Annotated in this window: 22 protein-coding genes and 2 riboswitches; of the genes, 16 read left to right on the plus strand and 6 right to left on the minus strand. The window is 38.1% G+C overall.

Going from position 1 to position 23,706, the window contains the following annotated elements:
* Window positions 1-71 precede the first annotated feature (71 nt).
* Window positions 72-884, plus strand: a complete 813-nt coding sequence (locus tag ACMW72_RS03370; RefSeq protein WP_418367708.1) for an MBL fold metallo-hydrolase — start codon at window positions 72-74, stop codon at window positions 882-884.
* Here the strand turns inward: ACMW72_RS03370 and ACMW72_RS03375 are convergent.
* Window positions 876-1,085, minus strand: coding sequence for a hypothetical protein (locus ACMW72_RS03375; protein ID WP_418367431.1), 210 nt, complete (start codon window positions 1,083-1,085; stop codon window positions 876-878). The genes ACMW72_RS03370 and ACMW72_RS03375 overlap by 9 nt on opposite strands.
* Before the next feature lie 162 nt (window positions 1,086-1,247).
* On the opposite strand from ACMW72_RS03375, the gene ACMW72_RS03380 reads away from it, so the two are divergent.
* The 4 genes from ACMW72_RS03380 (at window position 1,248) to ACMW72_RS03395 (ending at window position 5,478) form a co-directional block, all read left to right on the plus strand.
* On the plus strand, window positions 1,248-2,471 hold the full coding sequence (locus ACMW72_RS03380; RefSeq protein WP_418367432.1) for a S1C family serine protease: 1,224 nt from the start codon (window positions 1,248-1,250) through the stop codon (window positions 2,469-2,471).
* A gap of 71 nt (window positions 2,472-2,542) precedes the next feature.
* Entirely contained in the window at window positions 2,543-3,022 is a 480-nt protein-coding gene (rlmH, locus tag ACMW72_RS03385) for a 23S rRNA (pseudouridine(1915)-N(3))-methyltransferase RlmH (RefSeq protein ID WP_418367433.1), read from the plus strand.
* Between the two features lie 162 nt (window positions 3,023-3,184).
* The gene (locus ACMW72_RS03390; protein ID WP_418367434.1) at window positions 3,185-3,889 is read left to right on the plus strand and encodes an FTR1 family iron permease; all 705 of its coding nucleotides are present in this window, start codon (window positions 3,185-3,187) and stop codon (window positions 3,887-3,889) included.
* 191 nt (window positions 3,890-4,080) lie between these two features.
* On the plus strand, window positions 4,081-5,478 hold the full coding sequence (locus ACMW72_RS03395) for a DEAD/DEAH box helicase (protein WP_418367709.1): 1,398 nt from the start codon (window positions 4,081-4,083) through the stop codon (window positions 5,476-5,478).
* A 40-nt stretch (window positions 5,479-5,518) separates the two neighbouring features.
* Here ACMW72_RS03395 and ACMW72_RS03400 read toward each other — a convergent pair whose 3' ends face one another.
* The gene (locus ACMW72_RS03400; RefSeq protein ID WP_418367435.1) at window positions 5,519-6,751 is read right to left on the minus strand and encodes an aminopeptidase; all 1,233 of its coding nucleotides are present in this window, start codon (window positions 6,749-6,751) and stop codon (window positions 5,519-5,521) included.
* Between the two features lie 192 nt (window positions 6,752-6,943).
* On the opposite strand from ACMW72_RS03400, the gene ACMW72_RS03405 reads away from it, so the two are divergent.
* The 4 genes from ACMW72_RS03405 (at window position 6,944) to ACMW72_RS03420 (ending at window position 11,164) form a co-directional block, all read left to right on the plus strand.
* A complete protein-coding gene (locus tag ACMW72_RS03405; protein WP_418367436.1) occupies window positions 6,944-8,608 on the plus strand; it encodes a glutamine--tRNA ligase/YqeY domain fusion protein in 1,665 nt (554 codons plus the stop codon).
* A 25-nt stretch (window positions 8,609-8,633) separates the two neighbouring features.
* Window positions 8,634-9,464, plus strand: a complete 831-nt coding sequence (locus tag ACMW72_RS03410) for an aldo/keto reductase (protein ID WP_418367437.1) — start codon at window positions 8,634-8,636, stop codon at window positions 9,462-9,464.
* 36 nt (window positions 9,465-9,500) lie between these two features.
* On the plus strand, window positions 9,501-10,358 hold the full coding sequence (locus tag ACMW72_RS03415) for a carbon-nitrogen hydrolase family protein (protein WP_418367438.1): 858 nt from the start codon (window positions 9,501-9,503) through the stop codon (window positions 10,356-10,358).
* Between the two features lie 197 nt (window positions 10,359-10,555).
* The gene (locus tag ACMW72_RS03420; protein WP_132768968.1) at window positions 10,556-11,164 is read left to right on the plus strand and encodes an acetate uptake transporter; all 609 of its coding nucleotides are present in this window, start codon (window positions 10,556-10,558) and stop codon (window positions 11,162-11,164) included.
* Between the two features lie 42 nt (window positions 11,165-11,206).
* Here ACMW72_RS03420 and ACMW72_RS03425 read toward each other — a convergent pair whose 3' ends face one another.
* The 3 genes from ACMW72_RS03425 to ACMW72_RS03435 all read right to left on the minus strand — a co-directional run bounded on the left by ACMW72_RS03425 (window position 11,207) and on the right by ACMW72_RS03435 (window position 13,056).
* Window positions 11,207-11,911: a class I SAM-dependent methyltransferase gene (locus ACMW72_RS03425; protein ID WP_418367439.1), complete on the minus strand. Its 705-nt coding sequence runs from the start codon at window positions 11,909-11,911 to the stop codon at window positions 11,207-11,209.
* Window positions 11,912-12,189: 278 nt separating this feature from the next.
* Window positions 12,190-12,606: a spore coat protein GerQ gene (gene gerQ, locus ACMW72_RS03430; RefSeq protein WP_418367440.1), complete on the minus strand. Its 417-nt coding sequence runs from the start codon at window positions 12,604-12,606 to the stop codon at window positions 12,190-12,192.
* Window positions 12,607-12,621: 15 nt separating this feature from the next.
* Window positions 12,622-13,056: a cell wall hydrolase gene (locus ACMW72_RS03435; RefSeq protein WP_418367441.1), complete on the minus strand. Its 435-nt coding sequence runs from the start codon at window positions 13,054-13,056 to the stop codon at window positions 12,622-12,624.
* Between the two features lie 165 nt (window positions 13,057-13,221).
* Window positions 13,222-13,329, plus strand: a riboswitch (SAM riboswitch).
* A gap of 80 nt (window positions 13,330-13,409) precedes the next feature.
* A riboswitch (SAM riboswitch) is annotated at window positions 13,410-13,517 on the plus strand.
* 63 nt (window positions 13,518-13,580) lie between these two features.
* Between ACMW72_RS03435 and metX the strand changes: the two genes are divergently transcribed.
* From metX to ACMW72_RS03465, 6 genes are read left to right on the plus strand one after another with little or no spacing between them, the layout of a single operon-like run.
* On the plus strand, window positions 13,581-14,672 hold the full coding sequence (metX, locus tag ACMW72_RS03440; protein ID WP_418367442.1) for a homoserine O-acetyltransferase MetX: 1,092 nt from the start codon (window positions 13,581-13,583) through the stop codon (window positions 14,670-14,672).
* Complete coding sequence (locus ACMW72_RS03445; protein WP_418367443.1) at window positions 14,659-15,966, plus strand: homoserine dehydrogenase; 1,308 nt, start codon at window positions 14,659-14,661, stop codon at window positions 15,964-15,966. The genes metX and ACMW72_RS03445 overlap by 14 nt, the downstream gene beginning before the upstream one ends.
* Window positions 15,967-15,994: 28 nt before the next feature.
* Window positions 15,995-17,830 (plus strand): ASKHA domain-containing protein, encoded by a 1,836-nt coding sequence (locus tag ACMW72_RS03450; RefSeq protein ID WP_418367444.1) that lies wholly within the window; start codon window positions 15,995-15,997, stop codon window positions 17,828-17,830.
* A gap of 26 nt (window positions 17,831-17,856) precedes the next feature.
* A complete protein-coding gene (locus ACMW72_RS03455; RefSeq protein ID WP_418367445.1) occupies window positions 17,857-20,295 on the plus strand; it encodes a homocysteine S-methyltransferase family protein in 2,439 nt (812 codons plus the stop codon).
* The gene (locus tag ACMW72_RS03460; protein WP_418367446.1) at window positions 20,295-21,191 is read left to right on the plus strand and encodes a methylenetetrahydrofolate reductase; all 897 of its coding nucleotides are present in this window, start codon (window positions 20,295-20,297) and stop codon (window positions 21,189-21,191) included. Before ACMW72_RS03455 ends, ACMW72_RS03460 begins: the two co-directional genes overlap by 1 nt.
* A complete protein-coding gene (locus tag ACMW72_RS03465) occupies window positions 21,191-21,871 on the plus strand; it encodes a hypothetical protein (RefSeq protein ID WP_418367447.1) in 681 nt (226 codons plus the stop codon). Before ACMW72_RS03460 ends, ACMW72_RS03465 begins: the two co-directional genes overlap by 1 nt.
* A gap of 154 nt (window positions 21,872-22,025) precedes the next feature.
* On the opposite strand, the gene ACMW72_RS03470 is transcribed toward ACMW72_RS03465, so the two are convergent.
* The gene (locus ACMW72_RS03470; RefSeq protein WP_418367448.1) at window positions 22,026-23,204 is read right to left on the minus strand and encodes a pyridoxal-phosphate-dependent aminotransferase family protein; all 1,179 of its coding nucleotides are present in this window, start codon (window positions 23,202-23,204) and stop codon (window positions 22,026-22,028) included.
* Window positions 23,205-23,490: 286 nt separating this feature from the next.
* Between ACMW72_RS03470 and tatA the strand changes: the two genes are divergently transcribed.
* Complete coding sequence (gene tatA, locus ACMW72_RS03475) at window positions 23,491-23,661, plus strand: twin-arginine translocase TatA/TatE family subunit (protein WP_418367449.1); 171 nt, start codon at window positions 23,491-23,493, stop codon at window positions 23,659-23,661.
* Window positions 23,662-23,706 lie beyond the last annotated feature (45 nt).

Genomic DNA, 23,706 nt, shown 5'->3' on the forward strand with positions numbered 1-23,706 from the left:
TAAATGAAAGTGTTATAATGACAAGGTGAGGTAGAAAAAAGAAATTGGGAAAATGTGGGGGGCTTTTTTTGATCCGATATCGAATCATTGCAAGTGGAAGTACAGGGAATTCCATATACATAGGAACAGACCAATATCATTTTCTTGTTGATGCAGGATTAAGTGGTAAAAAGGTCGAAAGAGGATTAAAAGAGATTGGTGTGAACCCAAAGGAATTAACAGGAATCCTAGTTACTCATGAACATGACGATCATATTCGGGGAATTGGAGTGTTAGCGCGAAAATATCAGATTCCTATTTATGCGAATGAACGAACATTTAATGCATTACCCAGTCAAGTAGGAAAAATTGACGACTCCTTAAAAAGGATGATCGAAACAGGTTCGGTGATTGAGTTTGGGGATTTTCAGATCGAATCCTTTCCCATTTCTCACGATGCAGCCGATCCTGTCGGTTTTTTGTTTCGAAACAAAGATCTACAATTATCCATCGTCACTGATTCAGGATATATCAGTGAGAAAATAAAAGAAAAGATTAAGGGTTCTGATGTTTTTATCTTTGAAGCCAATCATGATGTGGAAATGTTACGGATGTCTCGTTACCCTTGGAGTGTCAAGCAACGCATTCTTGGAGATTATGGCCATCTTTCCAATGAAGCTTCTGGAGAAGCATTAGCGGATGTGATTACCAATGATACGCAAAAAGTATTTTTGGCCCATCTTAGTCGGGAAAACAATCTGCCAGAAATAGCTCGGCTAACCGTTCAAACGATACTCAAAGAGTATGGAATCACAGAAAAAGATGTACAAATCATGGATACATATCATGATAAGCCAACAGCCTTAGAAGAATTAAAAGAGAAAAGGGTAAGAATTCTATTCTAGTAAATTGAGAAAAGAGAAGTCTGCTTCCAGTTGTTCTTCTTTTTCAATGACTTCTTTTCTTGTGATCAATCCTTTTTCAACTAATAATTCAATGAGGGCAGTTAATACCAACGTATTCTTATAATCCACTTCTTTAAGATCAGCCAGCTTTGCGATGAGATCTACTTCAGGAACGATTTTATTCACTTGTGGGGATTTCATTTTGAAACACTCCTATTCTTGATATCGTTATCCCTTATAAAAGGATTCTATGATGAAGTATTAACAAATGAGACAGAAAATAGACCTCGTTTATTATGATGCAAAGATAGAGTAGAAAAAGTAATGGGTATAATGTTAAAAGGATAAAGAAAGGTGGTCATTATGAGTTTTTATGAAGATGATTTCGATGGTAGAAGATCAAATCGAAAGCGAGGAGGAGTCTTAACCCCTCTTATCTCAGCGATCATTGGTGGTTTAATTGTTCTATTATTGATGCCCGCTTTGGTTAATTCTGGAATTATCAAATTAACGCCGAAGACAGAAACAGGGCAAATAAGTGGTCCATTACAACCTAGTCAGCCAGGAGAAACCAAGCAAATTACTGTAAACGTGACATCAGCAATTCAACAAGCAGCACAAAAGGCAAGACCGGCAGTCGTTGGTGTAGTTAACTTGCGGAAACAAATCAATTTTTGGAATCAATCAACCAAGAATGTAGAAGCAGGAGTAGGGTCAGGAGTTGTCTTTCAAAAGCAAAACGGGAAAGCATATATCATTACAAACTATCATGTCATTGAAGGGGCAACAGGTGTTGAAGTCGCTTTAGCCGATGGTAAAAGAGTAAAGGCAGAGATACTAGGCGCCGATCCATTAACAGATCTTGCAGTGTTAGCGATCGATGATCAATATGTAGATGTTGTCGCCACTTTAGGTGATTCCACGACATTAAAACCTGGTGAGCCAGCCATTGCGATTGGAAATCCATTGGGGCTTGAGTTTTCGCAAACCGTTACTGTAGGGGTTATTAGTTCACCCCTTCGTACCATTGAAAAAGATCTTGATGGGGATGGACAATCGGATTGGGAGACAGAAGTCATTCAAACGGATGCTGCGATTAACCCAGGAAATAGTGGCGGGGCACTTTTAAATATTGATGGCGATGTGATTGGAATTAATAGTTCAAAGATTGCCGAAAGTGGTGTAGAAGGTTTAGGTTTTGCAATTCCTATTAGTGATGCAAAACCGATTATTAATGATTTATTAAAATATGGAAAAGTTAAGCGGTCCTATATGGGAATTACACCCGTTGATCTGCAAATGGTTTCCCAATCAGATCGAGTGAATGTCTTAAAACTTCCTTCTTCTGTTGAGGAAGGGGTTGTCATTTACGATATTAAACCAACAGGACCTGCCGCTTTAGCTGGATTACGGCGACTTGACGTAATCGTGAAATTAGACGATCAGCCGATTAAAAACTCATCAGATTTACGAAAATACCTATATAAGGTCAAACACGTGGGCGAACGAATGAAAGTGACCTTCTATCGGGAAGGCAAACAGCAAACGATTGAGATGACATTAGCTGAATTCCCAGATAATCAATGAAAAACAGCAGAGTGGATTGCTCTGCTGTTTTTACTATTTGAGGTAAAAAAGAAGAAAGGAAACGATTCAAAATGCAAATCAAGATTATAGTTGTAGGAAAGTTAAAAGAGAAATATTTACGCCAAGGGATACAAGAATATACAAAAAGGCTTACTCCATACGCAAAGGTGCAAATCATCGAAGTTCCAGATGAAAAGGCCCCTGAAAATTTAAGTGAAGCCGAAATGGAACAAGTAAAAAATAAAGAAGGAAAAAGGATTTTGGCTCAGATCAAGCCGGATGATTATGTAATTGCTTTAGCCATTGAAGGAAAGATGTTAAGTTCTGAGCAATTGGCTGAGGAATTAGACAAATTAGCCATCCACGGAAAAAGTAGTGTGGTCTTTGTCATCGGCGGTTCATTAGGATTGGGAAAAGAAGTATATCAAAGAGCCAATACATTATTATCCTTTTCTAAAATGACATTTCCTCATCAGTTAATAAGGCTAATTCTATTAGAGCAAGTATATCGGGCATTTAAGATTATTAAGGGTGAACCGTATCATAAATAAAGTTCCACTATTCATTTCCTAAATGTTTGCTCATATCCTTCTTTCTCTGCATGACCTAATAAGTAAAGAAAGGCAAATGCAGAGATAATTTTGAATTGACAATTATTTTTAAGTAGCCTATACTGATATTGATAATCATTATCAGTTATGGAGGGGCTATATATGTTTTCAAGTATGTTTTTATCATTTAGAGAAGGTTTAGAGGCTGTTTTAATTGTTGGTATTATATTAACTTATCTTGTTCAAATCAAAAAAGAAAATCTATCAAAATATGTTTATTCAGGTGCTACTATAGGGATATTCATTAGCTTAATCGGTGGGTTTATTGGTTTTAAAGAAGCACAAGAACTTGAAGAAGCAGGGGAAGAACTATTTGAAGGAATTATGATGCTGATCTCATCTGGTTTAATTGGTTATTTTGTTGTATGGATGGCAACACAAAATAGAAATATGGCAAAGAGTCTAAAAACTAGTATCGATAAACAGAATACAGGTTGGGGATTGTTTGTATTATCTTTTCTATCTGTTTTAAGAGAAGGAATGGAACTAGTAACCTTTACTCTCACAAAAGTTAGCGAAAATGCTATAACCATAGCTTCAGGTACGGTTATTGGTATCATTTTGGCAATCATCGTTGGTTATCTCGTTTTTAAGACTTCATTGAAATTAAATCTGAAAATTATCTTTCAAGTATTAGGCGTAATATTAATTTTTATCGGCGCAGAATTACTAGGGGAAGGGCTTGTTAAGTTAATTCCTTCAGGAGCAGAATTATTAGAAACGAGCAGTGCGATCCTGTTTGCTGGAATTTCATTGATCTATTTTTTAAAGGATGACCTTTATAAAATTTTTAAAAAAAGAGTATAATATAATTATCATTTCATCGTGCGGAAAAACTTTTTCTCGTATTTCATTTTTATAATTCATTTGCTTTTTCTTTTATAACATGCTATCGTTAGCTAATGAACGTCAGCGATAAAATTATTAAAGGAGTTAGGATTTTGACAACTTTTTATGAGTTAGGATTACATCACAATATACTTCGCGCGATTACCAATATGGGCTTTGAAGAAGCAACACCCATTCAAGAACAAACAATACCTCTTGCGCTGCAAGGGAAAGATTTAATTGGACAAGCCCAAACAGGAACTGGGAAAACGGCTGCTTTTGGTATTCCGCTAATTGAAAGAGTAGATGAAAAAGAATTAAGCATTCAAGCACTAGTCCTTGCCCCAACACGTGAACTTGCAGTTCAAGTTGCAGAGGAACTAAATCGGATTGGTCAGTTTAAAGGAGTTCGTACACTTCCGATTTACGGAGGGCAAGAAATTGATCGTCAAATTAAGGCTTTAAAGAAAAGGCCACATATCATCGTTGCAACACCCGGACGATTCATGGATCATATGAGAAGAGCAACAATTCGACTTCATTCTATCCAAATGGTAGTATTGGACGAAGCAGATGAAATGTTAAATATGGGTTTTATCGATGATATTGAAACCATATTAGAAGAGATTCCTAAGGAGCGACAAACGTTACTTTTTTCCGCAACGATGCCAAAACCCATTCAACTTCTGGCAAATAAGTTCATGAAAAATCCCGAATTTATCTCGATTAAAGCAAAAGAGCTAACGGTACCTAATATTGAACAGCAATATATTGAAGTGAATGAAAAACAAAAGTTTGATACATTATGTCGCTTGTTGGATATTCAAGCACCGGAGTTAGCCATTGTTTTCGGAAGGACAAAAAGACGGGTTGATGAATTAACAGAAGCACTAAATAAGCGAGGATATAGTGCAGAAGGAATTCATGGCGATTTAAGCCAAAGAAAAAGAGAGAGTGTATTGCGAAAGTTTAAAGAGGCAAGTATTGAAATCTTAGTCGCGACCGATGTGGCAGCAAGAGGATTAGATATTAGCGGGGTTTCTCACGTATTTAATTTTGATATCCCACAAGACCCAGAAAGTTATGTTCATCGAATTGGGAGAACGGGACGTGCGGGTAAAACAGGTTTGGCGATTACATTTGTAACCCCAAGAGAAATTCCTTATCTACGAACCATCGAAAAAGTAACAAAACGCAAAATTATACGGAAGGCGATTCCGACCGTTACAGAAGCGATGGAAGGACAGCTGAGACTTACTGTCGAAAAACTATTGGAAGTGATCGAACAAGGAAAGTACTTCTCTTACCAAGAAACGGCAGAGAAATTATTAGATGAGCACGATTCGCTTGTTCTTGTTTCTGCAGCATTAAAAATGTTGACAAAGGAGCCCGACCAAACACCTGTAAAATTGACCGAAGAGGAACCGCTCAAAGTAAAAAAAGAAAAGCATGAAAAACATCAAGTACGTGCAAAAGTTAAAACTGCACTTTCAGCTAAAACCTCTTTTCAGAAAAGGCAAAGCAAGAACTTGAAATCTTCTCGAGTTGCTGCCAAAAAAATGATTTGAAAGAAAAAGCCAAGGATCGCATTCCTTGGCTTCTCCTTTATTAAAATGCCCAGTTTCCTTGACGGAAGATGGGTTCTAACTTACCATCTTTTGTTTCACCATCAATATCAAGGTCCCTTGAGCCGATCATAAAATCGACATGGGTGATACTTTGATTGGCACCTTTTTTCTCTAACTCTTCTTTTGACAGATTGGCACCATTTTCTAGACAACTATTATAAGCACTTCCAATTGCTAAATGGCAAGAGGCATTCTCATCATACAAGGTGTTGTAAAAGAGAATATTCGTTTGAGAGATTGGTGAATCATAGGGAACTAAAGCCACCTCACCCAAGTAATGAGATCCCTCATCGGTTTCAATTAATGTTTTGAGAATGTCATATCCTTTTTCTGCGGTAAAATCGACAATTCGACCGTCTTTAAAGGTTAGCGAGAAATTTTCAATGAGATTGCCGCTATAATTTAACGGTTTGGTACTGCGAACAACCCCATTTACCCCATGTTTGAATGGCATGGTAAAGACTTCTTCCGTAGGGATATTGGCATTAAAGATGATGCCCTTTTGGTTTTTAGAAGCACCACCAAGCCAAACATGTTCCTCAGGAAGTTCAATGGTTAGATCGGTGCCCTTAGCTTTATAGTGCAACTTTTTATATTTCTTCTCGTTGAGATAATTGACTTTTTTGAGGAGATTTTCATTATGTTCTTTCCAAGCTTGAATGGGGTCCTCAACATCGACACGGCTCACTTTGAAAATTGCTTCCCAAAGCTTTGCAATTTGTTCTTCTTCAGGCAACTTGGGAAAAACTTTTGCTGCCCACTCTTTCGAAGGTACACCGATTACCGTCCAACTTACATGGTCAGACAAAACATATTCCCGATATTTTTGCAGCGCAAGTCCTGCTGTCTTATTGAATGTGGCAATGCGCTTAGGATCAACCCCTTTAAGTAAATCGGGATCAGGAGAGATAATGGACATAAAACCTGCACCATTTTCAGCCATTTCTTCAAAACCTTTTGCTTTCCACATTGGGAATTCTTTAAAGGCTTCATCAGGAGCAAGGTCATATTTAATTCGTGCTAATTTTTCATCATTCCATTCAACATGGACGTTCTTTGCACCTGCTTCATATGCTTTTCTGGCTACGATTCTGACAAACTCAACTGCCGTTAATGGTGCGTTAATAACTAATGTTTGACCAGGTTGAACATTAATACCAACCTTTACTGCTAATTCGGCATATTTTTCAAGATTTTGTTCAAAAGTATTCATCTGCAAAACTCCTTCTTCTAAAATTTTTTTTATTGTACCATTTTCTTTGATCGATCATGTAAAAATTTCCACAGTTTTTGTATAAAATAATCATACATTTTATATTGTTAGATTGGAAATCATGTTTTATTTGTGATATATATAATCAATGAAATCAATATACAAAGGTAATGGATGAAAGGTAGAGGGACAATGGAAAATAAACCGACGTCATCGAATTTTATTCGGAATATTATCATTAATGATTTAAAAGAAGGGACGTACGACAAAATCGTTACCCGTTTTCCGCCTGAACCAAACGGTTATTTACATATTGGACATGCGAAATCTATCGTTTTAAATTTTGATTTAGCCGATGAGTTTAATGGCAAAACCCATTTACGCTTTGATGATACCAACCCATTAAAAGAAGATAAAGAATATGTAGAAGCGATTAAAGAAGATGTGAAATGGTTGGGTTACAATTGGGATGGACTTTATTTTGCCTCCGATTATTTTGAAGAAATGTACAATCGTGCCGTTTTATTAATTAAAAAAGGCTTAGCTTATGTCGATGATCTATCTGCAGAAGAGATTCGGCAAACAAGGGGGACTCTTACAGAACCAGGGAAAGAAAGCCCTTACCGTAATCGCTCTGTTGAAGAAAATCTTGACCTATTTGAACGGATGCGAAAAGGTGAGTTTAAGGATGGAGAAAAGGTCTTAAGGGCAAAAATTGACATGGCTTCTCCCAATTTAAATTTACGCGACCCTGTTCTTTATCGAATTGCTCATGCCACTCATCACAATACTGGAGACAAATGGTGTATCTATCCAATGTATGACTTTGCTCATCCATTAGAGGATGCCATTGAAGGTGTGACCCATTCTCTTTGTACATTAGAATTTGAAGACCACCGTCCCTTATATGATTGGGTCATAAGAGAATGTGAAATGGAGAATAAGCCCAAACAAATCGAATTCGCCAAACTCAATTTAAGTAACACAGTAATGGGAAAACGTTATATCAAACAATTGGTTGAAGAAAAGATCGTAGACGGATGGGATGATCCCCGTTTAGCAACCATCTCTGGTTTAAGAAGACGTGGGTATACCCCTGAATCAATTCGCAACTTTATTAGGGAAATTGGGGTAGCTAAAAGTAACAGCATTGTCGATTCCCAAATGCTTGATCATTTTCTCCGCGAAGATCTAAAATTGAAAGCACCAAGAACAATGGCTGTTCTTCGCCCACTAAAAGTCGTGATTACCAACTATCCAGAGGATCAAGTGGAAATGCTCGAAGCAGAAAACAATCCAGAGAATCCCGAAATGGGAACCCGCCTAATTCCTTTTTCCCGGGAAATCTATATTGAACAAGACGACTTTATGGAAAATCCACCGAAAAAGTATCACCGATTATATCCAGGAAATGAAGTTCGTTTAAAACATGCTTATTTCATTAAATGCCATGACGTCATTAAAGATGAAAACGGCAATATCGTCGAAATTCACTGTACCTATGATCCAGAAACGAAAAGTGGTACTGGTTTTACGGGAAGAAAGGTAAAAGGCACCATCCACTGGGTAGAAGCGAAACATGCGATCCCAGCTGAATTTAGACTTTATGAACCCCTCGTTTTAGAGGATCAAGAAGGAGAAGAAGAAAGTTTTCTTGATCGGATTAACCCGAACTCTTTAGAAATTTTACAGGGTTTTATTGAACCCAACATGGAAAACGTGAAGCCTCAAGATAAATTCCAATTCTTCCGTCATGGATACTTTAACGTTGATCCCAAATATACGACAGACGAGAAAAAGGTGTTTAACCGAATTGCTCCTTTAAAGAGCTCCTTTAAGTTAGAGGATCAAAAATAAATAAGAAAATGAAGGAGGGATACTAATGCCACACAGTATTATCGACTCTACCGTGTTACATAATGGGGTAAAAATGCCTTGGCTTGGGCTTGGCGTCTATAAGGCAAAAGAAGGGGAAGAGGTTGAAAACGCAGTAAAGACGGCATTAAAAGTTGGTTATCGGAGTATCGATACGGCGGCATTTTATGATAACGAAGTAGGAGTTGGAAAAGCGATAAGAGAATCAGGGGTACAAAGAGAAGAGATTTTTATCACGACAAAAGTTTGGAACAACCGCCAAGGATATGAATCTACACTGCAAGCCTTTGAAGAGAGCAGAAAGAAGTTAGGTGTAGAATACGTTGATCTTTATTTAATTCATTGGCCTGTGAAAGGGAAATACAAAGAAACTTGGAAAGCTCTCGAAAAATTATACAAAGATGGCTATGTTAAGGCAATTGGGGTAAGCAATTTCCAAATCCATCACCTTGAAGATGTGATGGCAGATGCTGAAATCATCCCCATGGTGAATCAAGTTGAATTTCATCCAAGACTTACGCAAAAAGAATTACTTCATTTTTGCAAAATCCATAATATTCAATTGGAAGCATGGAGCCCACTCATGCGAGGCGAAATCTTAAATGAACCAACGATCGTAGAATTAGCAAACAAATACAGCAAAAAACCATCACAAATTGTGTTAAGATGGGATTTGCAGCATGGTGTTGTAACCATCCCGAAATCGGTAAAAGAGGATCGAATTAAAGAAAATGCGGATATTTTTGACTTTGAATTAGCTGTAGAGGATATGTTAGCGATCGATAAATTGAATCAAAATCGTCGCATCGGTCCAGATCCAGATCATTTTAATTTTTAATGATTTGAACTTCACAAAAATTAAGGAGAGCTAAGGATGAAGATGAGAGTTTCTGCCGTGCAGTATCACCTTCATACTATCGGCAGTTTTGAAGAGTTTAAACAGCAAGTAGAGCATTATGTGAAAACTGCAGCAGAGTTTGGCGCTGAATTTGTCTTATTTCCCGAATTCTTCACCACGCAATTATTATCAATCGGCGATGGAAAAGGAAATGCTTTATCCATTCAAGACTTGCCCAACTTTACCGAGCAATATCTTGCTTTATTTCAAAACCTTGCCAAAGAAAAACAAATGTATATCATTGGCGGAACCCATGTGATTGAAAGAGAAGGCAAACTATACAATGCCGCCCATTTATTTTATCCTGATGGAAGAATCGAACAACAAGCTAAACTTCATATGACACCAACAGAAGTAAAAGAGTGGGAAATCACTCCTGGTGATTCACTGAAAGTGTTTGATACAGAGAAAGGGAAAATTGCGATTTTGACTTGTTATGATATCGAGTTTCCAGAAATCGTGAGAATGGCGAAAGCAAAAGGCGCGGATGTTATTTTTAGCCCGTCTTGTACCGATGATCGCCATGGTTATCACCGGGTTCGCTATACAAGTCATGCTCGGGCGATCGAAAACCAAGTCTATGTTGTCCTAACAGGAACAGTAGGATCATTACCAACTGTTGACTTTATGAGAGCCAATTTTGGTCAAGCAGCAATTATAACCCCAAATGATATTCCCTTTCCGCCACGAGGAATTTTAGCAGAAGGGGAAATTAATGATGACATGGTGATAACGGCTGATCTTGATTTAGAACTTTTATATAAGGTTAGAGAAAACGGCTCTGTCACGACTTGGAGAGACAGACGGACAGACTTGTATCCTGATTGGAAGTAGGGTGATCATGTGTTTTATAAGGGTCTGCCTTATGCAGACTCTTTTTGTATGCAAATACTCAATATTTGAAAAATTCATTATTTTTGTTGAATTTAGAAAATGTTTCTGTTACCATTAGAACATGGATAACTTTGTACATAGATAAGGGATAGTGCAAAGTTTAAAGCAATAGGAAAATGGGAGGGGAATAATCTAAAATGAGTGGGAATGAAGAAAAACAGTTTAGTGTGGTCGAGCCAGGGGGAATTGGTTTATTAGGGTTAGCCATTGTAACGTTGGTGGCTTCATCCCAGAAGTTAGGAATAACACAAGGGTTTTCGTATGCGGTTCCATGGGCATTATTTTTAGGTGCATTTGCTCAATTGTTTGCAAGTATTAATGATTCGAAACGGAATAATATCTTTGGAAGTACTGCATTTGCTGCTTACGCATTTTTTTGGTTTGCAGTAGGAATTACTTGGTTAATTCAAATGGGTGCTTTTGGTGAAGAATTAAAAGCAGATGTGGATATCAAACAACTTGGTTTTGCTTTTGTTGGTTATTTAATTTTTAGTATTTATATGACGATTGGATCAATGGAAACGAATAAAGTTTTATTTATCATTTTTGTACTTATTGATCTTTTATTTATTGGTCTTTCACTAAGCTCGTTCCAGATACTACCTGAGTTTTCTCATAAACTGGCGGCATGGTCAGAACTTGCGATCTCAATGGTTTCTTTTTATGGGTCGGCTGCAACTGTTTTAAATCACCATTTTGGTCGTCAGTTTTTACCAACTGGTAAGCCATTAGGAATTTTTAAATAATTTGTAAAATAACAAAAAGGGGGTTGACCCAAAAGTAAGGGTTCAGCCCCCTATTTTTTGTTTTGAAATCCAGCATAATCGATGGGTACGTAATAAAGGAATCGAATTAAAAAGGTGATATAAAGCAGGATGAATTTTAACCACTCGCCTACTAATCGGTGGCGCTAAAGTTACACGCCAAGATTTAATTTGGCCTTCGGGAAATAATTCTTTAATCCTTTTTAAGGGGATTCCTTTTACATCAGGGTTTTTAGGATTATTATAAACAAAATCATACCAAAGAACCCCTCCACCAGGTTTGACAAGCCTCCAAATATTAGTGGCTAATTTTTGTTGAAACTCTTCATCAAGGATGGATGTGAAAACTGTTGATTGAAGAACAATATCAAAACTATGATCAGCCAAATCAAGGGTAGAAGCATCACCAATCATCACTTTGGTAACGATCGGTAATGTTCTTCTAGCATGCAAGGCCCTTTCTTCTAATAGTTCATTGGCAACAAGATTTTCCGGTTTGAAACCTAAGCGAATAAGAAAAAGAAGATTACTGCCAGAACCACAACCGATTTCTAAAACCTTTTTATCGGCTAAAGGTTCAAGTTTTGCCCATTTCAACAACTGAATCAGTTTTCGTTCTTTTTCTTGTTGGGTTAAATAAACGACTGGATTTAAAGGTTCATACCAATTATGTCTGGCAAGTTGGTTTCGTTTTGCATAGGCTTCTTTGATTCTTTCAATTTCCTTCATTTTCCTAAACCCCTATTAATCGTTTGTTTAAACATCTAAAATATTTCCAGATATAAGGGGGAATATTCAAAGAATCAATCAAAGAATCAAAGAAAATGCAATAAAAATAGGCTTGTATGATTCTATAAGGGCGACTTGAGCGAGCGAGTTTTTCTACCGACTGTTTATTCAAGGAAAACCGCGAGGTATCGGAGTGCGTTAGAATCATACAAGTCATGGGTCTTATATACGTTTAAAAAAGGCTGGAAATAAACGTTTTCTTCCTGCCTTTTTCGTGTTTATCTTTGAATCGCTGGAGGAACATAATTCAGTTCTTCATCAAAGGTAATATAATCGAGATTAACCATCAATAAAAGATATCTTTTGCCTGTTTCAGGATCACTAATAATAATATGGTCCTTACCTGCTGCTTCTAGTCTTCCGCGGAATACCTTTGCATTCCATTCTTTATTATTTTCAAAAGTCATATAAATGGTAGCAATTTTTCCGAGATTTAATCGCAAAATGTTTTCAATATAGGATTCCTCTATAGGTAATTGCCCTGGAATTTCGATCCTGCGTTCAGGGGCTTGGGGAGTTGGAAGCATGGGTTGCATTGGATACATTGGTTGCATCGCCATTATAGGTTGAGGGAAATTTTGATCATATTGATAAGCTGAAAATAGATCATAAAAATAAGGATAGTATTGATACATAAACAATCACTCCTTTTAAAAAGTTCCATAAACTGAAGGACAGTCTGAATAAGTAGGTGCATAAAAACAATGGGATTTATATCGTCCTGTATTCCATGCTATATACCACCTACTAGGACAACTTTCTCTTCCTGGATTAAAAAACCATAGGGCAAAAGTAGCAGGATGATATTTTTCTCCATTGACCACTTTTCGAGCTAATTGGATTTCTAAAGTGCGTGCTCTTTGATAAAAATAGGATTTTTGTACTGCCTCGAATCCTCCTGGGGATTGAAAGACCATTTGCGGCACAGTTCGGATCCCTTTGAAATCTAAACAATTAGCTCGTACCCGGTTTACTCCAACATTCCCAACTAGCAACATCCCAAGTTTCCCTTCACTTTCTGCTTCTGCCCGCATTAATCTAGCTAATAATTTCAAATCGTTTATGTTTGCTTTAATAACAGCCATTGACTCACCTCGCATATTAGGCCTCTATAACAATATATTTTGTTTAAAAAAATTGGTGAAAAATTATCATAGGAAATTTCGAAAAGGGAAGAAATTTCAATTTTATCTTGACATAGAATGGAAATGATTATATGATTTCATTAACAATTTAAAACAACACAGGATTTCTTATCGAGAGAGGTGGAGGGACTGGCCCAATGAAGCCCGGCAACCGGTTTTTTAAAAAAAACGCGGTGCCAATTCCTGCGGAGGCGATTCTCCGAGAGATAAGAAGAGCGTAAATACACCCTCTTCTTATGAAGAGGTTTTTTTACGCTTAATTTCAAAAGTAAAATTGAATCATTTGTAATTCTTTCTTATCGAGAGAGGTGGAGGGACTGGCCCAATGAAGCCCGGCAACCGGTTTTTTAAAAAAAACGCGGTGCCAATTCCTGCGGAGGCGATTCTCCGAGAGATAAGAAGAGTGTAAGAAAAACTACCCTCTTCTTATGAAGAGGGTTTTTTACAGTTAGGGGGGGATTTTGATGGTAGGAATAAAGGTGCAATCACCCTATGAAGCAAGTGTCATTCAAATTGGCGAGTTATCTTTAGAATCAGGGAAAAAGTTAAAAAATGTACAGATTGCTTATGAACGGGTAGGATCAAAGGAAGCGCCGGTTATTCTTGTATGTCATGCTTTAACAGGAAATCAATTTGCCGTTGGAACAGAACAAAACCCTGGCTGGTGGTCAGGATTAATTGGGCCAGATAAAGCGATTAATACGCAAGAATTCCAAGTGATCACGATGAATGTGATTGGTGGATGTGATGGGTCAACAGGTCCATTAACCATAGATCCCGATACGGGCAATTCTTATCGAGCTAATTTCCCATTTGTCTCCGTTCGTGATATGGTTCACGCTCAATATCTCGCTTTAAAAAAGCTGAAAATTGACCATGTCAAGGCGATTATCGGTGGATCATTAGGTGGAATGCAGGTGTTAGAGTGGGGAGTGCTTTATCCGGATTTTATGGATACGCTAATTCCCCTTGCAGTCACACCCTATCTTAGCGATTATGCGATAGCTTATAACTTGATCGCAAGGTTGGCAATCATTCATGATCCAGCATGGAATCAAGGGAATTATCTTTCAAACGAACAGATTCATGGATTAAAAATTGCTCGTATGGTAGGGATGGTTACTTATCGATCCGCTGAACTATTTAATGCTCGTTTTCAAAGGGCGCAAAAAGAAGATTGGGGAATCCATCATTATGAGACAACCTTTGAAGTGGAATCCTATTTACGCTATCAAGGGGAAAAATTAGCGAAAAGGTTTGATGCCAATAGTTATCTGTATCTATTAAAAGCGATGGATCTTTTTGATCTTGGAAAAGGTCGTGGCAATTGGCAAACAGCATTAGAAGTTGTGAAAGCTTCGATCGTTGCCATTGGCTTTAAAGGTGATTTACTATATCCACCCAAAGAATTGGCAAAACTCGTTGAACATTATCAGCAATTAGGTGGGAAAGGAAAATTTTATGAGGTGGATACACAATTTGGCCATGATGGTTTTTTGGTTGAATTTGAGAAATGGTCCCATCTAGTGAAGGAGGGTATATATGGAATCCATTAAAGTCGCATTATTGGGTCTAGGTACTGTTGGGAAGGGAGTATATAGGACGATTCAAACCCATCAGGCGCAACTTCAAGCTTTATTAGGAAAGAAAGTTGAAGTAGTGGCAATTCTTATTAAAAATAAAGGGAAAAAAAGAGACATCCTTATTGACCCTTCTGTTACGTTGACGACCTATTATCAAGAAATTCTTCAACTCCCAAAAATCGATTTTGTCATTGAGATGATCGGTGGAATTGAACCAGCAAAAACCTATATTGAGCAAGCCTTAACAAAAGGTTGCCATGTGATTACTGCAAATAAAGAGTTAATGGCTTTTCATGGAAAAGAATTAAGTAACCTTGCCAAGAAAGCAGGCGTTCAACTCGCATATGAGGCTAGTGTTGCAGGAGCGATTCCTATTATCCGTACATTACAAGATTTATTGCAAGTGAATCAAATTACAAAAATAGAAGGGATCCTCAATGGAACGACCAATTATATTTTGACAAAGATGCGGGATAAGAAAATTCCGTTTGCAAAAGCATTATTGGAAGCAAAGGAAAAGGGATATGCAGAAGCCGATCCAAATAATGATATCGAAGGATGGGATGCTTTTTTCAAATTAATGGTTCTCAGTGATTTAATCTTCGGTGAACAACCCAATTGGAATTATGTGGAGCGTATAGGAATAGAGGGAGTTTTAATTGAAGAATTAGTCCTTGCTGAACAATTTGGGCTACGTTTAAAGCTCATCGCTTCTCTCTCAAAAAAGGGCTCTCGTATTGAAGCAAAAGTACAACCAACATTCCTAACAAAATCTCATCCTCTCTATTATGTTGAAGGTGTAGAAAACGGAATTGTTGTTGAAACCGATCTAGCAGGTCGATTGTTTTTACAAGGAAGTGGAGCCGGTTCTCTAGCTACGGCAAGTGCAATCATCGAAGATCTTGTCAATGTATGGCAACGTCAGAATATAGACGTTGCAACAAAAGAAATGAAATGGAAACCAATGACCAATCAAAAAGAAAACGAGTCATATTGGTTTGTGATTCAGCCAAAACCAAAACATGGGAAAAATGAAGACATTGTCTTGAAAAATCGCTTTCAAGAGTCTGGACTAACCATTCATGCCTATGAATGGTTAGAGATAAAGAATTATGGATTAGCTTCTGGTTATATCCTTTCAGCTAGAGAAGAATCGATTCAACAATTTCGCCACCAAGTAGAAGAACCGAACTGGGGATTGAAATGGTATCCTATTTCTAATTGGCAGGAACAAGAAGAGAAGATCAAGAAAAAAGTATATGCATAAAAAGAAATGAGGATAAGGCGGGAGAACGATGGCAGCTAGAACCATCTACATCAATATAGGAAATACGAGAATCACTCGATACGTAAAAACAGGAACAAATCTTCTTGATGTCATACAAGAGGAAGAAATAGGGCTTTCTGCTACCTGCGGTGGAACAGGTCGTTGTGGTACTTGCAAAGTGAAAATCAAAGAAGCCCTTCCTTTTAATCGGACCGAAGAACAAGTGCTCACTTCAAGCGAAAAAAAAGAAGGGTATCACCTCGCTTGCCAAGTATACGTTGACAAAGCACTGCACATTGAAGTACCGAAGCTTCAAGAAGAAAAACTGCAAGTGATGGAAAATAGTGTAGAAAGAGATGTTGATATTGTTCCTTTCCTTAGAAAAAGGTTTATTCCCATGCAAAATCCAGAAACCTCTGATCTTGATTCAATCTATGACTTTCTGTCAGATGTAGAAAAATTGGAATTTACGTTAGAACAACTAAGACAAATCCCTCTATTGCTTCGAAACAAAGAAGGATTCACCTTAACTTTTGACCCTATGGGGAAAGTTATCCATATAGAAAAAGGGGATACCACCAATCAATTGCTGGGAATTGCCTTTGATATTGGTTCTACAAGTGTCGTCGGCTATTTGCTGGATTTAGTTTCAGGGGAAGAATTAGCAGTGGCATCTCGGTTAAATCGTCAAGCCCAATATGGTGCCGATGTGCTTTCGCGGATTAGTTATGCAACAGAGAAGAAAAATGGGATCAAAATACTGCAGAAAACGATTGTTGAAGTGATGAATGAAATCATCGCTGAACTAACAGAAAAAACAGGAATTGATCATCAAGCGATTCTCGATTGTACGATTGTCGGCAATAGTACCATGCAACACCTGTTATTAGGAATTAGCCCTAAGTATTTAGGCCAGGCTCCCCACCTCCCTGTTTTGAAGCAAGAGTTCATGATCTTAGCGAGAGAAATCGATTTGAACCTTCCCAATTCCCTGATCAGAATCTTGCCGAATCTAGGAGGATTTGTAGGATCTGATACCCTTGGGGTGATTTTAGCGACCAAGATGGATGATAAAGAGCAACTAACTTTAGCTGTTGATATTGGAACCAATGGCGAAATGGTTTTAGGAACAAAAGATCGATTGGTCGTTTGCTCATCTCCTGCAGGACCTGCCTTTGAAGGGGGACAGATTCGTCACGGGATGAGGGCAATTGAAGGAGCGATCGGGAAGGTTTGGCTTGAAGCAGATCTAAAATATGAAGTGATTGGAAATACCAAGCCAAAAGGAATTTGTGGGTCTGGATTAGTCGATCTTGTTGCTGAATTATTACGAATAGGTGTGATCGATCCCTCAGGAAGAATCAGAGGCAAACAGGAATGTCCACCGATTGTCTCCTTTTTCATAAAGAAACGAATCATTGAGAAAGAAACAGGAAATGAGTTTATTATTGTGGAACCGGAAAAAAGCGGAACAGGGAAAACGATTACGTTAACACAGCAAGATGTCCGCGAATTACAACTAGCAAAAGGTGCTATCTATACAGGAATTCATTTATTGATGAAACAACTTGATGTAACCCTTGACCAAATCAACGAATTCTATCTCGCAGGTGGATTTGGCAGTTTTATCGATAGCAATAATGCCAAACGAATCGGATTAATTCCACCTATAGATCATAACAAAATCAAGACCGTTGGCAATGCCGCAGGTTATGGAGCGAAACTTGCTCTTCTATCAGAAAAGGAATGGCAAAAAGGAATTGAATTGGCTAGGAAGATTGAACATTATAACCTTTCTGAGGTAAAAGGATATGAACAAGTCTTTGTAGAATCTCTAGATTTTCCAAAAACAGAGAGATGGTAGAAATGGTAAAAAGGACGTGAGGCAACGTGAGTCAATGGTTAAACGAATTGATCCAATCCAAAATCGTCGTTTTTGATGGAGCAATGGGAACCCAGCTTCAGGAAAGAAATTTTCCCGCTGGAGAATGTCCTGAACGGTGGAATCTTACCCATCCAGAAGTAATACGTGAAATTCATGAGAGTTATTTAAAGGCTGGAGCTGATATCATCACAACCAACACCTTTGGAGCAACAGCAGTCCGCTTAGAAGAATTTGGGTTAGATGATAAGGTGGCAGAGATTAACCACGCAGCAATCCAAATTGCTAAAGAAGCGGTCAACAATTATGGTTATGGATATGTTGCTGCTTCTATTGGTCCAACAGGAAAGCTGATTGAACCTTTAGGAGAGTTGTCCTTTGATATTGCTTATGAAGTGTATAAGGAACAGGTTATTGCAATCACAGAAGCAGGCGCTGATTTAATCATTATTGAAACGATTGGCGATATCAATGAGATGAGGGCAGCACTATTGGCAGCAACAGAAAATAGTCACCTTCCTGTGATTGCCAGCATGAGTTATCAAGAAGATGGAAGAACATTTACAGGTACAGATCCACAAACGGCAGCAGTTATCTTAGAACGATTAGGAGCATCTGTCATCGCCGTGAACTGTTCCGTAGGGCCAGAGCAATTAGAAGAGGTTGTAAAAACCCTCGTCCGTTCAACGAACCTGCCGATCTTAGTTCAACCCAATGCGGGTTTACCTAAGTTAGTAAAAGGTAAAACCATCTATGAAGGATCGCCAGAGAAAATGGCTGAATATGCAAGAAAGTTTGTTGAATATGGAGCTAATATGGTAGGTTCCTGCTGTGGAAGCACTCCCGAATATACGAAAGCAATCTATGAACAAGTGAAAGATCTCACGCCAATTTTGCGGAATCAAGAGTTTGGTTTACGAGTAGCTAGTCGTGTACGGACAACAACCATTGACCCGTTTAAAGGCTTACCTGTGATTGTCGGTGAACGGATCAATCCAACGGGGAGAAAAAAACTCTCTGAAGAATTGAAACAAGGGAAAATGGAAACGGTCCGTCGTGAAGCCATCGAACAAACAGAAGCTGGGGCAGAAATTCTTGATGTTAACGTTGGTGTACCTACGATTGATGAACGAAAAACGATGATTCAAGTCATTCAATCGATCCAAACATTAGTTGACACGCCCTTAATGCTAGATAGCACCAACCCTGAGGTTCTAGACCAAGCATTAAAACTTTATCCAGGTAAGGCATTAGTCAATTCAGTAAATGGGGAAGATGCAAGTCTTGATTCAATTCTCCCTTTGGTGAAACGTTACGGAGCAGCAGTAGTAGGTTTAACGCTAGATGAAAAGGGAATTCCCAAAACGGCAGAAGAACGATACCAAATCGCCGAAAAAATTGTGAAGAAAGCTGCAGAATACGGGATTCCCAAACAAGATATCATTATAGATTGTTTAGTGCTAACAGCCAGTGCCCAACCAGAAGGAATAGCCGAAACATTAAAGGCTATTACATTAGTGAAGGAACGATTACAAGTGCCTACCATTTTGGGTGTTAGTAATGTTTCCTTTGGCTTACCAAACCGAAAAGCGATTAATCCCGTTTTCCTCAGTATGGCATTAGCAGCAGGCTTAGATGCAGCGATTATGAATCCATTGGAAGAGCAAATGGTTCAAACGATGAAAATTGGCGCTGTATTAACCAATCGGGATCGCCATGCTGAAGCCTACATTGAATATGCAAAGGAAAAAATGGGAGCAAATGAAGAAAAAGTGGTAAAAAAAACCCCTAAGCAAAAAGAAGCAAAAGACATTTATGAAGCTCTTTATCAAGTGGTATTAGCAGGGGATAAGGAACGAGTCGTTCCACTAATAGAACAAGGATTAAAAGAAGGAAAAGACCCCATGGATTTACTTAACAAAGGATTAATCCCTGGGATAGAAGAAGTTGGAAGGTTATTTGGCAATGGAACCTATTTTCTACCTCAATTAATCCAAGCGGGAGATACGATGACTATCAGTTTTGAACGCTTGCGGCCTGAATTAGCCAAACAATCGGACGAAACCATTGGGACGATCGTGATGGCAACGGTGAAAGGAGATATTCATGATATTGGTAAAAACATTGTCAGTGTACTTCTTTCCAACCATCGCTTCAAAGTGATCGATCTTGGGAAAAATGTCCCAAACGAAGTGGTGATTCAGCGAGCCATAGAAGAAAAAGCCGATATTATTGGCTTATCTGCCTTAATGACGACTACCATGGTCAGAATGAAAGAAGTGGTGGAAATGATTGAAAAACAGAACTTACCATTCAAAGTCATCATTGGTGGAGCTGCTGTGAACGAACAATATGCCAAAGAAATCAGAGCACATGGGTATGCCAAAGATGCAGTAGAAGCAGTAGAAGTGGCCAAAGCCTTATTGAAGCAAAGGAGTGTTTTTTAATGAGTACTTATCAAATCCATGGTCTAAAGGAAAAATTAACCTTAGGGAAGTTCGTGGTTACGGTTGAACTGGAACCACCAAAAGGTGCCGATCCAATGCCTGTTCTTCAGAAAGCCTCATTTCTTAAAGGCTATGTAGATGGGGTGAATATCGCCGATAGTCCCATGGCAACCTTACGAATGAGTCCAATCGCTCTAAGTCATATCATTCAACAAGATATGGGGATTGAAGCGATCTTTCATTTAACTTGTCGTGACCGAAATGTAATTGGTTTACAATCGGAATTATTAGGTGCTGCTGCATTAGGAGTAAGGAATATTTTAACCTTAACAGGAGACCACCCATCAAAAGGGGATCATCCCAATGCCAGAGGTGTTTTTGACGTTGATTCCATTGGCTTAGCAAAAATAGCTAAGCAATTAAATGATGGGTTCGATTTAACAGGCCACCCCTTAAATAGCCCGACACAGTTTTTTATTGGTGCTGCAGCCAATCCAGGGGCAGACGATTTAAATATTGAGCTGGAAAAATTAAAAAGGAAAGTAGAGGCAGGGGTTCATTTTGTGCAAACCCAACCTGTCTTTGATATCTCTCAAGTGGAACGCTATTTAGAGTTAACAAAAGATCTTCCTCTCCATATCATCTTTGGGATCTTACCATTAAAAAGTGGCAAGATGGCTCGCTATTTGGATCAAAAAGTTCCAGGAATTAAGATCGCAAAAGAAATGATCGCGATAGTGGAACAAGGAGGAAGAGCAGCGGGAGTTGAAGTTACCAAACAGCTCATCGAAAAGATCAAAGGAATGGTTCAAGGAATTCATATTTACCCTATTGGCGACTTAACCATGGTATCTGATCTTCTCGATATTCCGCAAAAAATGCCCAAGGTGATCTAATGTTTTTCCCAAGAATATCAATAACGATTCCTGAGAATCTCGTCTATCGATATATGGGATTTCAGAAGGAAAACAAAGTACCGGAAGATTGGAAGTACCGAATCAAAGAGGCGATCAAAGGGGCTAAAGTTTTTTTAAAACCTACAGGAATCATTAAGACAGAAGAGATTTGCCCTGAATTATTGGATCGATGGGAATTCCATTCATTAAAGTTTGGCGGAAAACAAGTGAAAAGATTACTAAATCGAAGTCATAAAGTTACTTTTTTGCTAGCAACAATCGGGAATGAATTAGAAAAACAAGTGGAATTTTACACGAAAAATCAAGATCTATCTTCCGCTTATCTTTGGGATGCAATCGGTACCGTAGCCGTTCATCAAACGGTAGAACAATTAAAAAAATATATCAAACCGATGGCGCAAAAAGAAGGAGCAAGGTTGAGCCCAAGAATGGCACCCGGCTATGGCGATTGGAAGATAGAAGCTCAATCTCTATTTTTTAAACACTTGGATTATAGGGCTCTAGATGTTCAGATAAATGATAGTTATTTAATAACACCCAAACATTCATTGACGGGGATCATTACCTGGACAATGCAAGATATCACTCCCCAAATTCCTTGTCAAACCTGTGCTAAACTTGAATGTATGTATCGAGAAACTTCGGTAAAGGTTCGCTAAGACCTATACCGGAGTTTTTGCAACGGAACATGTTGGAATATTCAAACTAAATATGGCTTGTATGATTCTATATGCTACGCTTTAGCGAGCGAGCTTTCCTAGAACATACAAGCCAGTACGTACAAGCCTATTTTTACTCTAGAGTGAATTGCAACTATTCATTGTTGTTTAAGTAATTCTCAGCCGCTTTTACGGATTGCCCCTGATTAATCTTAATTTTTAATTCGGATAAAATGGACTCTAATGCAGTTAAGAAATGAATGACATTACTTCTTTGCGAGGAATAACCCATTAGACCAATACGCCAAATTTTATTCTTAGTTGGTCCTAACCCTCCGCCAATTTCAATACCGTAACGCTCGAGTAATAATTGACGCACTTTCACATCATCAGCACCATCGGGAATTTTGACTGAGGTGAGCATCGGTAATCGATGACCTTCTTGTGCAAATAACTCTAAACCCATAGCCTCAATTCCCGCTTGCAAAGCACGTCCGTTTTGTTCATGGCGTTTAAAGGTAGCTTCCAAGCCTTCTTGTTTAATCAATCTTAATGCCTCATGAAGGGCATAAATCATCGAAATCGGTGCCGTATGATGATAAAAGCGTTCTTGGCCCCAATAAGCTTGGATCATGGATAAATCAAGGTACCAGCTTTGTACTTTTGTTTTTCTGCTTTTTAAAACTTCAAGCGCTTGATCACTTAAACTGACAGGAGATAATCCTGGAGGAGCACTAAGACATTTTTGGGTTCCACTATAAATCGCATCGATTCCTAACTCATCAACGCCAACTTTCATTCCTCCCAGTGAAGTTACGGCATCGACAATAAATAGAGCATCATATTCTTTCGCTAGTTTGGCTATTTCTGCTAATGGTTGGTGGACACCTGTAGAAGTCTCGGCATGGACAACTGCTACAGCTTTTACAGGGGAATGATTCTTTAATGCTTTTTCTATCGCAGCGGGATCTATAATCTTTCCCCATTCTGCTTCAATTTGGATCACTTCGGCTCCAGCTCTTTGTGCAACATCAACCATACGCTGACCAAATAAACCATTAACACCGATAATGACCTTATCCCCTGGTTCGATCAGATTCACAAATACCGTTTCCATACCGGCACTACCAGTACCTGACATGGCAATGGTCACTTGATTTTTTGTTTCGTAAACATAGCGAATCAAATCCATGGTTTCATTCATAATATTAAGAAAGGTTGGGTCCAAATGTCCTAATAATGGGGTTGCCATTGCTTTTAAAACATGTGGATGAACATCACTAGGTCCTGGACCCATTAATAACCGTTTCGGTAAAATTAATTCTTGACTCATGCTCTCTCCCCCCTATGGATCATGATATATAAACCTATTTGTTTAATGATATTCAATATTTTTTTAAAAAAACCTTCATGAAAATATTAAATTTTAAAAAAAAAAGAAAAATCTATTAACACCATAAAAATAGTAATAATTAATTTGAAAATTAAAAAAATTAATCATACACTTTTTTAAGAATTAGTATTAAAATAGGTGTATAAATAATGTGACAATTTTGTTACAATTAAGTTCTATGACAACATTTATAAAGATTTTAAATAAAAAAGGGAGGGACGAAAAGATGCTTTCTAATATTGGTATGCCAGGATTAATTTTAATTTTGATTATTGCATTAGTGATTTTTGGTCCTAACCGTTTACCAGAACTTGGGAAGGCAGTTGGTCGAACATTAAAGGAATTTAAGAGTGCTACAAAAGAGATCATTGATGATCAACCAATGAAAAGTGAATAGGGAATGTATTTTACAAGAGAAAAAGATCAATCTTTAGGAAGAGGG

The organism is Tepidibacillus sp. LV47 (assembly GCF_048381575.1).
Classification (GTDB): Bacteria; Bacillota; Bacilli; order Tepidibacillales; family Tepidibacillaceae; genus Tepidibacillus.

Excerpts from the sequence above, each read along its gene's own strand:
- ACMW72_RS03375 (WP_418367431.1), bottom strand. The coding sequence starts at position 1,085 with ATGAAATCCCCACAAGTGAATAAAATCGTTCCTGAAGTAGATCTCATC.
- ACMW72_RS03380 (WP_418367432.1), top strand. The coding sequence starts at position 1,248 with ATGAGTTTTTATGAAGATGATTTCGATGGTAGAAGATCAAATCGAAAG.
- rlmH (WP_418367433.1), top strand. The coding sequence starts at position 2,543 with ATGCAAATCAAGATTATAGTTGTAGGAAAGTTAAAAGAGAAATATTTA.
- ACMW72_RS03390 (WP_418367434.1), top strand. The coding sequence starts at position 3,185 with ATGTTTTCAAGTATGTTTTTATCATTTAGAGAAGGTTTAGAGGCTGTT.
- ACMW72_RS03395 (WP_418367709.1), top strand. The coding sequence starts at position 4,081 with ATGGGCTTTGAAGAAGCAACACCCATTCAAGAACAAACAATACCTCTT.
- ACMW72_RS03400 (WP_418367435.1), bottom strand. The coding sequence starts at position 6,751 with ATGAATACTTTTGAACAAAATCTTGAAAAATATGCCGAATTAGCAGTA.
- ACMW72_RS03405 (WP_418367436.1), top strand. The coding sequence starts at position 6,944 with ATGGAAAATAAACCGACGTCATCGAATTTTATTCGGAATATTATCATT.
- ACMW72_RS03410 (WP_418367437.1), top strand. The coding sequence starts at position 8,634 with ATGCCACACAGTATTATCGACTCTACCGTGTTACATAATGGGGTAAAA.
- ACMW72_RS03415 (WP_418367438.1), top strand. The coding sequence starts at position 9,501 with ATGAAGATGAGAGTTTCTGCCGTGCAGTATCACCTTCATACTATCGGC.
- ACMW72_RS03420 (WP_132768968.1), top strand. The coding sequence starts at position 10,556 with ATGAGTGGGAATGAAGAAAAACAGTTTAGTGTGGTCGAGCCAGGGGGA.
- ACMW72_RS03425 (WP_418367439.1), bottom strand. The coding sequence starts at position 11,911 with ATGAAGGAAATTGAAAGAATCAAAGAAGCCTATGCAAAACGAAACCAA.
- gerQ (WP_418367440.1), bottom strand. The coding sequence starts at position 12,606 with ATGTATCAATACTATCCTTATTTTTATGATCTATTTTCAGCTTATCAA.
- ACMW72_RS03435 (WP_418367441.1), bottom strand. The coding sequence starts at position 13,056 with ATGGCTGTTATTAAAGCAAACATAAACGATTTGAAATTATTAGCTAGA.
- metX (WP_418367442.1), top strand. The coding sequence starts at position 13,581 with ATGGTAGGAATAAAGGTGCAATCACCCTATGAAGCAAGTGTCATTCAA.
- ACMW72_RS03445 (WP_418367443.1), top strand. The coding sequence starts at position 14,659 with ATGGAATCCATTAAAGTCGCATTATTGGGTCTAGGTACTGTTGGGAAG.
- ACMW72_RS03450 (WP_418367444.1), top strand. The coding sequence starts at position 15,995 with ATGGCAGCTAGAACCATCTACATCAATATAGGAAATACGAGAATCACT.
- ACMW72_RS03460 (WP_418367446.1), top strand. The coding sequence starts at position 20,295 with ATGAGTACTTATCAAATCCATGGTCTAAAGGAAAAATTAACCTTAGGG.
- ACMW72_RS03465 (WP_418367447.1), top strand. The coding sequence starts at position 21,191 with ATGTTTTTCCCAAGAATATCAATAACGATTCCTGAGAATCTCGTCTAT.
- ACMW72_RS03470 (WP_418367448.1), bottom strand. The coding sequence starts at position 23,204 with ATGAGTCAAGAATTAATTTTACCGAAACGGTTATTAATGGGTCCAGGA.
- tatA (WP_418367449.1), top strand. The coding sequence starts at position 23,491 with ATGCTTTCTAATATTGGTATGCCAGGATTAATTTTAATTTTGATTATT.